Below are 14,646 nucleotides of genomic sequence, written 5' to 3' on the forward strand. Positions count from 1 at the left end.
CGAAAGGAAGGTGATCCAATGTCTAGTGGGATTTCGGTCTTGGTATCTGGCATGGAAATGGTTGTGAACGTTGCGAGGCAGCCCTCGCTCTGACCAACACCTTCCCGAAGCGTTCGCCGCTTCAGGCCAGTTACGGGCCAAAGCTCATGGGGGGTCGCTTAAGGCGGCCCCTTTTGCATTCATGGGTGCCGTTATCCAGGCGATTGCCGCCGACCTCGGCAAGCAATTTCGTTTTTTTCCTTGCCGAATGGGAAGAGCGCCTTAGCTAAGGCAGCATGTCTTCTCAGGAACAGCCCGAACAGGGTGAAGCCAAGCCGAGGCCGCTGAACGAGCCGGCCCTTACCGCACTCTCATTGTATCCGAAGGACTGGGCCTTGTTCCTCGACATTGATGGAACCCTGCTCGATCTTGCCGAAAGACCGGAAGCGATCGTTGTTCCGGACTATTTGCCTGGCACGCTGCATGCGCTCTCCCGCCAGCTCGGCGGCGCGCTGGCCCTGGTCACGGGACGCGCTATCGAATTCGTCGATCCGCTTTTTGCGCCCTTCCGCTTTCCCGTTGCCGGCCTGCATGGCGCGGAGCGGCGCGATGCGGGCGGACGACTGCGGCGGGCTCATATTCCACCCGCCTTCCAGGCGATGAAGCAGACCATTGCATACGAGGCTCAGGCCTGGCCTGGCGCCATCGTCGAGGACAAGGGGGCTGCGGTCGCGGTTCACTTCCGGCATGCGCCGGCAAGCGAGGTCGAGATCGGTGAAGCCATGCAACGCCATCTGGAGGAAGCCGGCCCCGACTGGACCCTTCAGCGCGGCAAGATGGTGATCGAAATCTGCCCGGCGCACGCGAGCAAGGGACATGCCGTCGAGGCGTTTCTTGCCGAAGCCCCCTTCGAAGGACGCCGTCCGGTCGCGATCGGTGACGACGTGACCGACGAGACGATGTTTGCCGCTGCCAACCGTATCGGCGGCCAATCCGTGCGCATCGGCGATACCAACGGAAAAACGCTGGCGCGTGCATCCATTGCCTCGCCTGCGCGTTTAAGAGACGTGCTGGCAACGCTCGTCAAATAATCCATCGATCCGTACGGCGCTCTCCAGCTTCTGATTTTTTCGCAATTCCGAACGGAAGCCGCTGCGCACTTTTCCCGGAATTGCTTCAGCTTTCTCGAAAGGAAGTTACGTTGAGTCGTCTCATCATCGTTTCCAACCGCGTTTCCGTGCCCGACCACAAGGGCGCGGCAGCCGCCGGCGGCCTTGCCGTGGCGCTGCAGGCGGCGCTTGCCGAGCGCGGCGGCATCTGGATGGGCTGGTCCGGCAAATCGAGCGGCGAGGTCGAGCCTGAGCCGCTGCAGATGACGCAGGACGGCAACATTACCTATGCCCTCACCGATCTGACCCAGACCGATGTCGAGGAATATTATCAGGGCTTTGCCAACCGCGTGCTCTGGCCCATCTGCCACTACCGGCTCGACCTTGCCGAATATGCCCGCAAGGAAATGACCGGCTATTTCCGCGTCAACCGCTTCTTCGCCCATCGGCTGGCACCCTTGGTCGAGCCTGACGACATCATCTGGGTTCACGATTATCACCTGATTCCACTGGCCGCCGAGCTTAGGCAGATGGGGTTGAAGAACCGCATCGGCTTCTTCCTGCACATTCCCTGGCCGCCGGCCGATGTCGTGCTCGCCATGCCGGTGCATGAGGAGATCATGCGCGGTCTTTCCTCCTACGACCTGCTCGGGTTCCAGACGGACCATGATCTCGAGAACTTCGCGGGCTGCCTGAAGCGCGAGGGCATGGGCATCGAGAAAAGCCCCGGCCATTTCAGCGCCCATGGCCATGATTTTCGCGGCGGCGCCTATTCGATCGGCATCGAGACGGCGGGCTTTGCCGCCTTCGCCCGCAAGGCCGCATCGCACAGCATGGTGCAGAAGGTGCGCCAAAGCATTGAAGGCCGCGACCTCATCCTCGGCGTCGACCGGCTCGACTACTCGAAGGGCATCACCCAGCGCATCGATGCCTTCGAACGCTTCATCACCAACAACCCCGCTCACCAACGCAGCATCACCTATCTGCAGATCACGCCGAAATCCCGCTCGGAAGTCCCCGAATACGAGGCGATGCAAAATGCGGTCGCCGAGCAGGCCGGCCGGGTCAACGGTGCGATCGGTACGGTTGACTGGGTTCCCATCCGCTATATCAATCGCTCGATCAGCCGCCCGATCCTGGCGGGTCTCTACAGGCTCGCGAAGGTCGGGCTGGTGACGCCCCTGCGCGACGGTATGAACCTGGTCGCCAAGGAATATGTTGCCGCGCAGGACCCGGACAATCCCGGCGTGCTGGTGCTCTCGCGCTTTGCCGGCGCCGCGCGAAAGCTGAAGGGTGCCCTTTTGGTCAACCCCTATGATGTCGACGGCACCGCCAACGCGCTGGCGCGCGCCATCAACATGCCGCTGCAGGAACGTCAGGAGCGCTGGCGCGGCATGATGGACTATCTGCTTGAGAATGACGTATCGCACTGGTGCGAGACGTTTCTTAACGATCTCACGTCGGAATAGCTCACCTTTGCCCCGCGGTGGCCTCGGAAAGCAGCCACTGCGCCAGCCGCTCGGCGTGCGGGTTCGGCGCCGATGGCGGCAGCAGCCAATAGCCGCGCTCCGGCGCTTCCAGCATCGGGCCGGCCGTCACCAGCGTCCGAGCGGCAAGCAGCGAATCGACGAGACCCATCCAGCCGATCGCAACACCTTGCTCGCTGAGGGCTGCCTGCACGACTAGCGAATAGGTGTTGAAACGCAGATCGCCTCGGCCGGCATAGGCATCTCGGCCAATGCCGTATGCGGAAAGATAACTCTCCCAGTCGAACCAGGGCGATGGCATCTCCGAATCGAGATGGATGAGCGTCGTACCGGCGAGCTGCGAGGGATCGGCGAACGGGCCGTGACGTTCGGCAAAACCTCTGGTGCAGATCGGCACCACCTTCTCGGGCAGAAGCAAGGTGGCGGATTGGCCGAACTCGCTGCGCGTGCCGAAGAAGACGGCGATATCGCCGCTCTCAGGCGCACCGCGATCCAATCGCTGCGTGGCGACGATCTGAATATCCACCTCTGGATGGACAAGCCGGAATGCGTGCATGCGCGGGATCAGCCAGAGAGCGGAAAAGGCGTAGTCGGTGCGCAGGCGAACGGACGGCCGCTCCGCCTCGACGCGGAAGCTGCGCACCAGATTGTCCACGCCGCCAACCGCCTTTTCGACGATCTCGAACAGGCGCTGCCCCTCCGGCGAAAGCTCGACGCCGCGATGCTGGCGGTGAAAGAGGGCGACGCCCATCTGCTCCTCAATGCGGCGGATTTGATAGCTGACGGCCGGTTGCGTCAACCCAAGCGCAGTGGCGGCGGCGGAGAGACTGCCAGAGCGGCCGACCTCCAGGAATATCCGCAGCCAGCCAAGATCGACCAAACGTTCAGCCATAAAATTTCCTTTTGGCAGCTATCGAAAAATGTCCGCTTCACAGGGTGAACTCTAGTGATGTTCAATAAAATAATCCAATAACAAGAGGGAACCATCGTCATGCGCATGTCTGCTATGGGTCGGCTCGCCGCCGGCGCTCTTCTTTCCGTTCTTTCCTTTGTCGGTATCGCCCGCGCCGATGGCGAAAGCTGCAAGACGATCCATCTTTCGGATCCGGGCTGGACCGACATCACCTCGACCAACGGCGTGACCGGCGTGCTGCTGACCGCCCTCGGCTACGAGCCCGATATCAAGACGCTTTCCGTACCGATCGGCTATCAGGCGATGAAGACGAAAGAGATCGACGTCTTCCTCGGCAACTGGATGCCGGCGCAGAAGGCCTTCGTCGACGACCTCAACAAGGCGAAGGCGGCGGAGGTGCTGAACCGCAATCTTCAGGGCGCGAAGTTCACGCTCGCCGTCCCGACCTATGTTGCCGACAAGGGCATCAAGGACTTTTCCGACCTGCAAAAGCATGGCGACGATTTCGGCCGCAAGATCTATGGCATCGAGCCGGGTGCGCCGGCCAATGCCAATATCCAAAAGATGATCGACGCCAACGACTTCGGCCTGAAGGGCTGGGAACTGGTGGAATCGAGCGAGCAGGCGATGCTGTCGCAAGTGGAGCGCGCCTCGAAGGACAAGCAGGCGATCGTCTTCCTCGCCTGGGCGCCGCATCCCATGAACGAGCGATTCAAGATCGCCTATCTCTCCGGCGGCGATGCCTATTTCGGCGCGAATTACGGCGGCGCCGAAGTCTATACGCTGGCGCGCACCGGCTGGGCGGCGCAATGCCCGAATGCCGCCAAGCTCTTTCATAACCTGACCTTCGATATCGGCATGGAGAATTCGCTGATGGGTTCGATCCTCGGTGGCCAGAGCGCCAAGGATGCGGCAACCGCCTGGCTGAAGGCGCATCCGGACGCCTTGACGCCCTGGCTTGCCGGCGTCACCACTATCGACGGCAAGCCCGGCCTCGATGCCGTCAAAACCGCCATCGGCCTCTGATCGTAAGGAATAACCTCACATGTCCCGCCCGAATATCCTCATCCTCATGGTCGATCAATTCAACGGGACATTCTTTCCCGACGGCCCGGCCGAATTCCTGCATGCGCCGGTGCTGAAGGCCCTGGCGAAGCGCTCCGTGCGCTTTGCCAACAGCTATACGGCAAGCCCGCTCTGCGCGCCGGCGCGCGCTTCCTTCATGTCCGGACAGTTGCCGAGCCGCACGCGTGTCTACGACAACGCCGCCGAATTCTGCTCCGACATTCCGACCTTCGCCCATCACCTGCGCGCCGCCGGCTACCAGACAGCGCTGTCGGGCAAGATGCACTTCGTCGGCCCGGACCAGATGCACGGCTTCGAGGAGCGGCTGACGACGGACATCTATCCCGCCGATTTCGGCTGGACGCCCGACTACACGAAACCCGGCGAGCGCATCGACTGGTGGTATCACAATCTTGGTTCGGTGACCGGCGCGGGCACGGCCGAGATCACCAACCAGATGGAGTATGACGACGAGGTTGCCTATCACGCCAACCGCAAGCTCTACGATCTCTCGCGCCGACACGACGAGCGGCCATGGTGTCTGACCGTCAGCTTCACGCATCCGCATGACCCTTATGTCGCGCGCCGGCGTTTCTGGGATCTCTATGAGGATTGCCCGGCTCTCGACCCGGAAGTCGGCGAAATCCCCTTCGATCAGCAGGATCCGCATTCGCAACGCCTGATGAAAGCCTGCGACCATACCGCCTTCGACATCACGCCGGAGCAGATCCGCCGTGCACGCCGCGGCTACTTCGCCAATATCTCCTATGTCGATGAAAAGATCGGCGAGATTCTCGACACGCTCGAGCGCGGCCGGATGGCCGACAACACGATCATCCTCTTCGTTTCGGACCATGGCGACATGCTCGGCGAGCGCGGCCTCTGGTTCAAGATGAACTTCTTCGAGGGCTCGGCTCGCGTGCCGCTGATGATCGCAGCTCCCGGCTGGCAGCCGAAGCTTATCGACCAGCCGGTGTCGACGCTCGACGTGACGCCGACTCTCGCCGCCCTTGCCGGGATCGACATCGCCTCGCTGCGCCGCTGGACCGACGGCGAGGACCTGACGCCGCTTGCTCTCGGAACTGGAAGCCGCAGCCCCGTGCCGATGGAATACGCCGCGGAAGGCTCCGAAGCGCCGCTCGTGGGTCTCCGCGACGGCCGCTACAAGCTGACGCTTTGCGAGTTGGACCCGCCTATGCTCTTCGACCTCAGGGAGGACCCCAGGGAGTTGACCAATCTGGCGAGCAATCCAGCCTATGCGGAAACGCTGAACAGGCTGACAACACAGGCCATGGAGCGCTGGAACCTTTCAAACTTCGATGCTGCCGTGCGCGAAAGCCAGGCGCGGCGATGGGTAGTCTACACCGCACTGCGCAACGGCGCCTATTATCCCTGGGACTATCAGCCATTGCAGAAAGCATCGGAGCGCTACATGCGCAATCACATGGATCTAAACGTGCTGGAAGAGAACCAGCGCTATCCGCGGGGCGAATAGGATTTCGGTGGCCCATCGCCAGTTGAGGCGGTATGGTCGCGCCGGTTAAAAGGGAGAAGCATCCATGAAAATCAGCGCAAGAAACCGTCTCAAGGGCAAGGTCGTCGAAATCACCAAGGGCGCGACGACGGCGCATGTCCGCATCGATATCGGCAACGGCTCGATCGTCACCTCCTCGATCACCAACGAGGCTGTCGATGAGCTCGGCCTGACGGTAGGCGCATCGGCCTATGCCGTCATCAAGGCATCCGACGTCATGGTTGCGGTGGACTAAGTATGCGAGGTTAGGACGATAGAGAATGTATACGGTCGATTTGCTGTTTCTTGGCCCCATTATGCAAAGCAGCATCGGATAGTTGCAGATTTTTAGGGAGGAGAAACGACAAAGGGAGGCCTACCCCATTTGACTGATTGTGATCGGCTGGCCTGATAAATTGACCCAGTTTCGGGGCAAAGATAAAAATGCGGCATGGGGATTTTTCGGATCACATTCGGTCGCGAACCGATCAAGCTGGCGATTAGGTTTATCCTGATCGCGACGATGTTGATCGTGCCGGAGTTGCGGTTGGTTTCCACGGTTCAGCGCTATCCGCTGCTGCCGGATGCGCAGATTGCATCCATTTCGGTCGAGCGTGTCGCTACCTGCCGGAGCGCAGAAGATGTTGGTGCGACGCAAGATCATAAACATAGTCGCGGACGGAAATGTTATGGTGTCGCGTACCTAGTTTTTGGCGTCCTGACGACTGTGGCAACCCTACATGGCCCACGCCTCACAGCCGTTCGTTTTATCCAAGGCTGGCCGAAGTTAATGTCCGTCATTCCCCCCAGTATTCTTCGTCCCCCCAATAGGATGATCTATGAAGCCGCGCAGCCAGTCAGTGCTGCGCTCGATGCTTCGGACTGCGATCCAATCACGCTTGTAGCTTGAAGATGGAACGACAGCCTCTGCCGGCTCGGTCAATTTGTGGTACCCCAACGTCATTATGGTCTCGGCGACCACGTTGGGCCTGACCGATGATAAGGCCGTAGTTTGCCAAACATCTTCATTGGATCGCCGCAGCCAGCCAAGCTGAATTCCGAAGCCTCGTCGAACTTCATTCACGTCACCAATGATGCTCCGACCGAAGGATCGTTGCCGGACGAGCATCTACGAGGGATTTCGCCATGCTGAATCAGGTAATGGGAATAAGCGTTGTGATGCGCCGAATGCCGCGTCGGGTTCTGCGCACTCTGTGGGCAGGGATGCCGCCAGGTATGATGAAGACCACGCTCGTATATCGCAGCGGCCGATATATCTATCATCGATACAGCCGCGAGGCTGCGAAAGTTCAAAGCCACTACACGCATTTCATGCGAAACCCACCGCTGCTGGAGGTTCTCGCGGGGACGCTATCGGATCATGCAAAGGAATCGACGCTGCGAGTGGCATCGATCGGGTGCAGTACCGGGGCGGAGCTTTATTCGACTTTATACGTGCTTAAGGCTAAGCGGCCAGACCTGAATTTCATATCGCATGGGCTCGATATATCCAGCGGCGTCGTCGAGGTTGCTGCGCGAGGCGTTTATCGTCCCGACCAGGCGGCCGGGGTGGCCGGTCTTTATACGGCCGGACGGGCTGAAGTCTCAAGCGACGATGTCGAGAAGCTCAGTGGCATCGTCGAAGCCCTGCCGGATGGAACAGTCCGTGTCTGGGACTCACTTCGCAAAAACATTACTTGGCTGACGGCCGATGCAACCGATCCAAAGGTCGCAGATCTGATTGGCGAACAGGACATTCTGATTGCGAATAATTTCATGGGACCGATGGATGATGGTCTCGCGGAAAAATGCCTTCGCAATTTGATGAGGCTCGTTGTGCCGGGCGGCTATCTCGTGATCGACGGTATTGATCTCGACGTCAAAATGAAGGTGCTGAAGGGCTCTCGCTTCAAACCTGTCCTTATGCGACAGGATGATATCTGGCTGGCCGATGAATCAAAAAAAGGATGGCCATGGCTTCGGTGGAGCCGAGAACCGCTCAACCGAAACGAACGAGGTTGGGAGATCAGGTATTCGGTTATTTTTCGCCTGGCAGGCCAGCCAAACCAGCCTTCAAATCCATGACTAGCATTCGGGAAAAGTCGTCCGAAGGGCGGTGCCGGCAACAGTCCGGGTCGATTGCGGCCTGCATGCTTGCCGGTGGAGAGGGGTGGAAATGAAAGGAGGAAAATCCCTATCCGTTCTTCGGAAGGTTGTGGCGGACGGATCCTGGGTCGCCGCAGCAAAGATCACATCCCAAGTGAGCCAAATTGGGACCTTCTTCCTGGCTGCCCGTATCTTGATGCCGAGCGAGTTTGGTTTCTATGCTTTCCTGTCAGCACTCATGGTTCTGCTCGTCGTCCTTGCAGAGGGAGGATGGGCAGAATTCATCATGAAATCGGGTTACGATCGCGACCGCTTCGAACAGCTCGTGAGCATATCGCTCGTGAGCGGTGTGCTGGTCACGTCGGTTGGCTTGGGCGGCGCCTTCGTCCTCTACACGGCATTCGCGCAACAGGCGGAGGGCGTGCTGGTGGCCATATTCAGCTGCTGGATACTGCCTGCGGCAATAACCACCGTCTATGACGGCACGCTCGTCGCCTGCGGAAGGCTTCGCGCGCAAGCTGTCGTTCGTATCGTCAGCGAAGTGGTGGGGTTCTCCGTGACAGCTACAGGCCTCTTCATGGGAGGGCATGCCATTGCGCTCGTCGTCGGCCGGATCGTTTCGCAGCTCGTAATTTTGGTTGGATCCGTCTGTTTCGTTCGGCAAAAACCACGATTGCATCTAACCCGGGCTATGGTGGCGGAAGTCGCAGCATTCTCGAAATATATCGTTGCGACCCGATTGATCATTTTCCTTGGTTCCTATTCGGGGACACTGGCCGTCGGTGGCTTCCTTGGCGTTACGGAAGCGGGATACTACCGCGCCGCAGAACGGATTGTTGCCGCTATCTCGGAGCTTATGGGCGAGCCCATAAGGGCGCTTGCCTGGGTAGAGTTCAGGCGGGCACGAGACCTCGGTGAATTAAACGGAACGAATGTTCTTGCCGACGCCGCCAGACAATTCCTGGTTTGGCTTTTTGTCGTCGCGAGCCCGGTCTACCTCGGGCTTATGCTGGTTTCGCCCGAGCTGATCCATATCGTGCTTGGCGAAAAATGGATGCCCTCCGCGATCATTGTCTCCATATTGTGCGTGAAACTGCTGTTGCTTTCACCAGGATATATCTCCGAACCGCTTTTGACGCTGAGTGGCAACATTCACCGGAGAATGGCGGTCACCATGGTCAATGCGGCTGTCTCTGTCCTTTTCATCATCATTTTTGCACCGATGGGGCTTTTGGCCCTGGCGGCGAGCCAATGTGTGAGTGCATCCTTTTCACTGACAACCTCCGCCAGAATTCAGATCCGTTACGTCGGAGTGAATTGGCGAAAAGTCATCACGGATGCCATCCATATGATTGGCCCTTCAATCGGGCTGATGATAGCAGCGGTTCTAAGTCTTCAATACGCGGTTGAGTTCGCGGCGATGCCGACCATATTGGCGCTCTTTCTGAAGATCGCAGTGGGCACCGTGGCATATGTCTCGCTGTTCCTGATAGTCAGGTTTTGGATGAGGCGATTTCCGACGCCCGCTTAGAGCGGTTCGGTTTTTCCCGAATTTCTGAACCGTTCCATCTCTTTGCTTTCTCGCGATTCCCCACGGAAAAGTACGCTCCGGTTTTCTGACCCGAATTGCGAGAAACAATAGCTTAAAGCGATTCCGTGAAGTGCTCTAAGCATCGCGTTTTTGGCAGTAATGCGCCGTCTCGCCGTCGCCGGTCTGGAAATCTCCGGGCTGCGGCGGCGCGATCGGCTTGAACAGCGTGCGATCCGGCTTCAGGTCGAGCAAGGGCGTGCCATCAAGGCAATCGAGGCCGCGCACCAGCAGTACGGCACCCTCGACGGCCTCCAGCTTGACGATGGACGTGCCGATGGGATTGGGCCGAACGGGGGAGCGCAGCGAGAAGGTGCCATGCACCTTGCCGTTGCTCGCCGGGCTCTGCAGCACGAGATCGCGCCGGGACCGATCCAGCCAGTAGAGGACTTCCAGCCGCTCGAAGACATCCACGCCCTTCAACGCCGCCACCCAGGGTTCGAATATCTCGATCCGGCAGATCGGGCCGTCGTGGCGTCCCTGGCGCGGCGTTTCCATGCGCGATGTCCAGGGTGTGGAGATACGGCCGATAAAGGTGAGACCGGCATCGGACGTCGAAGGCGGCTCGACAGCCACCTCGTTTTCACGAATTTCGTTTTCCCGGACCATGAATGCCCTCCTTGCCCGAGCGGTTACTTCATGCCCTTCAGCAATGCAGCCAGCTGATCGTCGGTCAGATCGACCTGATAGAACAGCTTGTAGAATTGCTTCACATCATCGGAAAAATCGCTGCGGAAGAGTTTGGGGTAGAGCAGCTTCTCCATCCAGCGCACGCCGAGCAGCCGGTTGACGCCCGGCGGGGAATCGAACCAGCCGAAGGGCAAGGACGGCGGCACGAAGATCTTGCCGTCCTTGACGGCCTTGATGCCGGCCCATTGCGTATCGCTCTTCACCGAAGCGGCAAAAGCGGGGCTCTCTGCGATGATGATATCCGGATTCCAGCCGACGACCTGCTGCGGCGTTACCTTGGTGAGCCCACCCTTGCCGGCTGCAGCGGCGACGTTCATCGTGCCCACGGCATCGAGGATTTCGAGATTGATCGAGCCGGACAGCCCGGATTCAAGACCATCGGCACCGCGGCCATAATAGACGCGCGGGCGCGGATCGTTCGGCAACGTCGCCAGCTTCTCGTTCAGATCCTTGATCGCCGAATCCGCGTAATCCGCAAGCTTGTTGGCCCGGTCTTCGACACCGATCAGGGCGCCGACGTCGCGAAGCGTATCGGCAGTGCGGGCGAAGCTGCCATCGACAAGCACATAGGGAATATGCGTTTCGGACTGCACCTTGTCGGCCAGCGCCTTGTAGGTGGGATCGACCGTGCCGGCATCGAGGATGATATCGGGCTTGGCGTCGATAACCGCCTGCGAACTGATGGCGCCGTCCTTGCCCGTCAATCGCCCAATCGTCGGCAACGACCTTACCGATGGCATCAGGTAGGCCTTGGCGGCATCATCCGGTGCATGAACCCAACCCACCAGTTTTTCGGGCGCCAGGACATAGACCAGCACGGTGGCTGGCGGCCCGGCGACGAGAATACGGTTGATCTTGTCCGGCACGGAGACCGTGCGTCCGGCCGCATCGGTGATGATTCGCGCCTCGGCTGCGACCGGCATCAGGCCGACAAAGGCCAGAGCAAGAACCGCAAGAAATTTCATCATGAAAGCTGCTCGTTCTGATCGAGGGGACCCCGGGGCGGCACTATGGCATAGCGCTATATCGGATGGAACATCGCGGAGGCACTATTCCAAAATGAAACGCATCCGAACCGATCACGTCGGCTTGAAACGCAATCGGCAGGCTTTGATTACATCTGATGTAATTGAGGGCAGCGCTCGCCCTGGAGTATCTAAAGACCATCTTCTTGCAGGAAGAGCTTTCAGCCCTTCAACCAAAGAGAGCTCAGCCGACAGCGATGTCGATGGCCACGACATCGCTTCACCGGCAGGCTCGGGAGAATTCCATGACGACCATGTCATTCACCAAGAAAGACGCCCCGCAATGGCTGCTCGCCTTCTGGCGGGAAATCGATGACAAAACCTTCGGCCAGGGCTTTGATTGCCTGGCGGAGGACGCCATATGCAATCTCGGCATTGCCGACTGGAAGGGGCGCGAGACCATTCGCCGGAACCTGCGCGCCTTCATCGACACCGGCTTCACGGCATTGCATGATGTCACCGAATACTGGGACGCCGGATCGCTGAAAGTGTTCCGCGGGACCGTGACCATGACCCCCAACGACCGCACGCACGCGGTGGTCAAACCGGTCATGACGCATTTCTTCTACATGGACGAGGCAGACCCGACGAAAGTGCGTCACTGGTACGGCTCGGTCGGGCCGGTTGCTTTCTCCTGAAAACCGAGGCTGGCGGGGCTGCCCATTACGGCCCCGCCACGCCAAACGAACGAAGCGAGGCTTTGCAGAATGAGTTCTTCCCCCGCGGCTCTGAGATTGCCAAACGAGCTGGGACCGCAGCTGCGCGCATGGCGCGACACGCGCGGCAAGAGCCAGCTCGAGCTTTCCCTCGACACCGGCATTTCGCAGCGGCAAATCAGCTTTATCGAAAGCGGCAGGAGCACGCCGGGCCGGCAGAATGTGTTGCGTCTTGCCGATGCCCTGGATGTGCCGTTTCGCGAGCGTAATACCCTGTTGCTCGCCGCTGGCTATGCGCCGATCTATTCCGAAGGAAGTTTTGACGATCAGGAAATGCAAGGCGTTACCAACGCGCTGAAGCGCATGCTGCGCCAGCACGAACCGTTTCCGGCCGTCGTGATGGACCGCTACTGGAATGTCCTGATGACCAACAGTGCGACGCTGCGCTTCTTCGGTCACTTTACCGATATGGACGCACGCCCGAAGCCGCGCAATCTTCTGCATCTGATGTTCGACCCCGCGGGCATGCGGCCCTTCATCCCGGATTGGGACAAGACGGCCGAAAGCCTGATGGGGCGCGTCTTCCGCGAATCCGTCGGTCGCGTCATTGATGCGCGGACGAAGGAGCTCATCGACAGCCTGCTCGCCTATCCCGATGTGAATGCCGACTGGCAGACATCGCCGGCGATCGAGAATACGCCGATCATTCCCCTCTCCTTCACGAAGGACGGGCATGTTCTGAAATTCTTCTCGCTGGTGACGACGGTCGGAACGCCGCAGATGGTCACGACCCAGGAGCTGCGGGTCGAATGCATGTTTCCGCTGGATGACGCCACGGAGGCGCACTACGCGGAGCTGATGAATACAGCAGAGGGGTAGCGGCATGAGCCACAGGCCGATCGCCTGTGGCCAGATATCTCCGATATCAAGCCGCCTTGACGGCGTGATATTCCTTGATCGCGACCATCTTGATAGCCGGATAACGTTCCGCCTCGTAGCGCAGCGAGAAGCCGTCCTGCGCGAGGAAGACCGGATCTCCGTCGAGATCGCGGGCGATATCGCCGCGGCGCTGGGTGACGAATTTCTCGAGGTCGGCTGACTGGTCGGCCGAAATCCAGCGGCAGACGGAGAAGCGCGACATTTCGAAGGAAACCGGCAGGCCGTATTCGGCCATCAGCCGCTCCTTCAGCACGTCGAGCTGCAGGGCGCCGACGACACCGACGATGGCGGGCGACCCGTCCTCCGGCGAGAAGAGCTGCACGACGCCCTCTTCGGCCATCTGCTGCAGCGCTTCCTTGAGCTTCTTTGCCTTCATTGCATCTTCAAGACGAACGCGGCGCAGGATTTCCGGCGAGAAGTTCGGCACGCCCTGGAAGACGAGGGATTCGCCTTCCGTCAGTGTATCGCCGATGCGCAGCGTTCCGTGGTTCGGAATGCCGACGACGTCGCCGGCATAGGCGGTGTCGGCGAGCTGGCGCTGCGAGGCGAAGAAGAATTGCGGCGCGGTGAGCCCGAGCTGCTTGCCGGTGCGCGACAGCCGCGCCTTCATGCCGCGCTCCAGCTTGCCGGAGCAGATGCGCGCAAAGGCGATGCGGTCGCGATGGTTCGGGTCCATGTTGGCCTGGATCTTGAAGACGAAGGCCGTCATCTTGTCGTCGGTGGCGTGAACCGTCCTGATATCGGCGACCTGGTCGCGCGGCGGCGGCGCGAATTCGCCGAGCGCGTTGATGAGATCGCGCACGCCGAAGTTACGCAGCGCCGAGCCGAAGAAGACCGGAGTCATGTGACCTTCGAGGAAGGATTCCCGGTCGAACGGACGGCAGGCTTCGATCGCCAGCTCCGTTTCGTCGACGAAAGCCTGACGCTCGTTCTCCGGCAGCCTATCAGCGACAGCCTGCGGGCCGTTCACCTTGGTCACCTCGACCTCGGTATCGGAACCGCGCACCGTGTTCGCGGCAATATGATAGGAGCCGCAGAAGGTCTTGGAGCGGCCGATCGGCCAGGTGATCGGAGCCGTATCCAGCGCCAGCTTCTCTTCGACTTCATCGAGGATTTCGAAAGGGTCGCGGCTTTCGCGGTCCATCTTGTTGATGAAGGTGATGATCGGGATGTCGCGCATGCGGCAGACTTCGAACAGCTTCAGCGTCCGCGGCTCGATACCCTTGGCGGCGTCGATGACCATGACCGCGGCATCGACGGCCGTCAGCGTACGATAGGTGTCGTCGGCGAAGTCTTCGTGGCCGGGCGTATCGAGAATGTTGAAGACGTTGCCTTCATATTCGAAGGTCATGACGGAGGTCACGACCGAGATGCCGCGCTCGCGCTCGATCTTCATCCAGTCGGATCGCGTCTGCATGCGATCCTTCTTCGCCTTGACCTCGCCGGCAAGCTGAATGGCGCCGCCGAACAGCAGCAGCTTTTCGGTGAGCGTCGTCTTGCCCGCGTCCGGGTGAGCGATAATAGCGAATGTGCGGCGGCGGGAAACCGCCTCGGCGAGACTTTCGGCCATGCGTGT

14 protein-coding genes are annotated in these 14,646 nt (G+C 60.0%); 10 read left to right on the forward strand and 4 right to left on the reverse strand.

Features of this window, described 5'->3' with window-relative positions; genetic code table 11:
• The first annotated feature begins 275 nt into the window (after positions 1–275).
• Positions 276–1,070: a trehalose-phosphatase gene (gene otsB, locus AC13Q5_RS22610; RefSeq protein WP_488503210.1), complete on the forward strand. Its 795-nt coding sequence runs from the start codon at positions 276–278 to the stop codon at positions 1,068–1,070.
• A gap of 110 nt (positions 1,071–1,180) precedes the next feature.
• The gene (gene otsA, locus AC13Q5_RS22615; protein ID WP_488503211.1) at positions 1,181–2,557 is read left to right on the forward strand and encodes an alpha,alpha-trehalose-phosphate synthase (UDP-forming); all 1,377 of its coding nucleotides are present in this window, start codon (positions 1,181–1,183) and stop codon (positions 2,555–2,557) included.
• A gap of 1 nt (position 2,558) precedes the next feature.
• On the opposite strand, the gene AC13Q5_RS22620 is transcribed toward otsA, so the two are convergent.
• Positions 2,559–3,467, reverse strand: a complete 909-nt coding sequence (locus tag AC13Q5_RS22620) for a choline sulfate utilization transcriptional regulator (protein WP_488503212.1) — start codon at positions 3,465–3,467, stop codon at positions 2,559–2,561.
• Positions 3,468–3,566: 99 nt separating this feature from the next.
• Here AC13Q5_RS22620 and AC13Q5_RS22625 point away from each other — a divergent pair, with 99 nt between their 5' ends.
• From AC13Q5_RS22625 to AC13Q5_RS22650, 6 genes are all read left to right on the forward strand, one after another.
• Positions 3,567–4,514, forward strand: coding sequence for a choline ABC transporter substrate-binding protein (locus AC13Q5_RS22625; protein ID WP_425298706.1), 948 nt, complete (start codon positions 3,567–3,569; stop codon positions 4,512–4,514).
• A 19-nt stretch (positions 4,515–4,533) separates the two neighbouring features.
• Positions 4,534–6,048 (forward strand): choline-sulfatase, encoded by a 1,515-nt coding sequence (gene betC / locus AC13Q5_RS22630; protein WP_488503213.1) that lies wholly within the window; start codon positions 4,534–4,536, stop codon positions 6,046–6,048.
• A gap of 64 nt (positions 6,049–6,112) precedes the next feature.
• Positions 6,113–6,322, forward strand: coding sequence for a TOBE domain-containing protein (locus tag AC13Q5_RS22635; RefSeq protein ID WP_004108310.1), 210 nt, complete (start codon positions 6,113–6,115; stop codon positions 6,320–6,322).
• A 195-nt stretch (positions 6,323–6,517) separates the two neighbouring features.
• A complete protein-coding gene (locus AC13Q5_RS22640) occupies positions 6,518–6,976 on the forward strand; it encodes a hypothetical protein (RefSeq protein ID WP_488503214.1) in 459 nt (152 codons plus the stop codon).
• A 236-nt stretch (positions 6,977–7,212) separates the two neighbouring features.
• Positions 7,213–8,151: a CheR family methyltransferase gene (locus AC13Q5_RS22645; RefSeq protein ID WP_488503215.1), complete on the forward strand. Its 939-nt coding sequence runs from the start codon at positions 7,213–7,215 to the stop codon at positions 8,149–8,151.
• 91 nt (positions 8,152–8,242) lie between these two features.
• Positions 8,243–9,703 (forward strand): oligosaccharide flippase family protein, encoded by a 1,461-nt coding sequence (locus AC13Q5_RS22650; RefSeq protein WP_488503216.1) that lies wholly within the window; start codon positions 8,243–8,245, stop codon positions 9,701–9,703.
• 135 nt (positions 9,704–9,838) lie between these two features.
• On the opposite strand, the gene tsaA is transcribed toward AC13Q5_RS22650, so the two are convergent.
• Positions 9,839–10,369, reverse strand: a complete 531-nt coding sequence (gene tsaA / locus AC13Q5_RS22655) for a tRNA (N6-threonylcarbamoyladenosine(37)-N6)-methyltransferase TrmO (RefSeq protein WP_075855470.1) — start codon at positions 10,367–10,369, stop codon at positions 9,839–9,841.
• A gap of 23 nt (positions 10,370–10,392) precedes the next feature.
• Positions 10,393–11,418, reverse strand: a complete 1,026-nt coding sequence (locus tag AC13Q5_RS22660; protein ID WP_075855471.1) for an iron ABC transporter substrate-binding protein — start codon at positions 11,416–11,418, stop codon at positions 10,393–10,395.
• 302 nt (positions 11,419–11,720) lie between these two features.
• On the opposite strand from AC13Q5_RS22660, the gene AC13Q5_RS22665 reads away from it, so the two are divergent.
• A complete protein-coding gene (locus AC13Q5_RS22665) occupies positions 11,721–12,113 on the forward strand; it encodes a nuclear transport factor 2 family protein (RefSeq protein ID WP_488503217.1) in 393 nt (130 codons plus the stop codon).
• Positions 12,114–12,182: 69 nt separating this feature from the next.
• A complete protein-coding gene (locus AC13Q5_RS22670) occupies positions 12,183–13,010 on the forward strand; it encodes a helix-turn-helix domain-containing protein (protein ID WP_488503218.1) in 828 nt (275 codons plus the stop codon).
• A gap of 46 nt (positions 13,011–13,056) precedes the next feature.
• Here the strand turns inward: AC13Q5_RS22670 and AC13Q5_RS22675 are convergent, their stop codons facing one another.
• Positions 13,057–14,640: a peptide chain release factor 3 gene (locus AC13Q5_RS22675; RefSeq protein WP_075855474.1), complete on the reverse strand. Its 1,584-nt coding sequence runs from the start codon at positions 14,638–14,640 to the stop codon at positions 13,057–13,059.
• Between the last annotated feature and the right edge of the window lie 6 nt (positions 14,641–14,646).

This window comes from Martinezella sp. CNPSo 3964 (assembly GCF_057784375.1).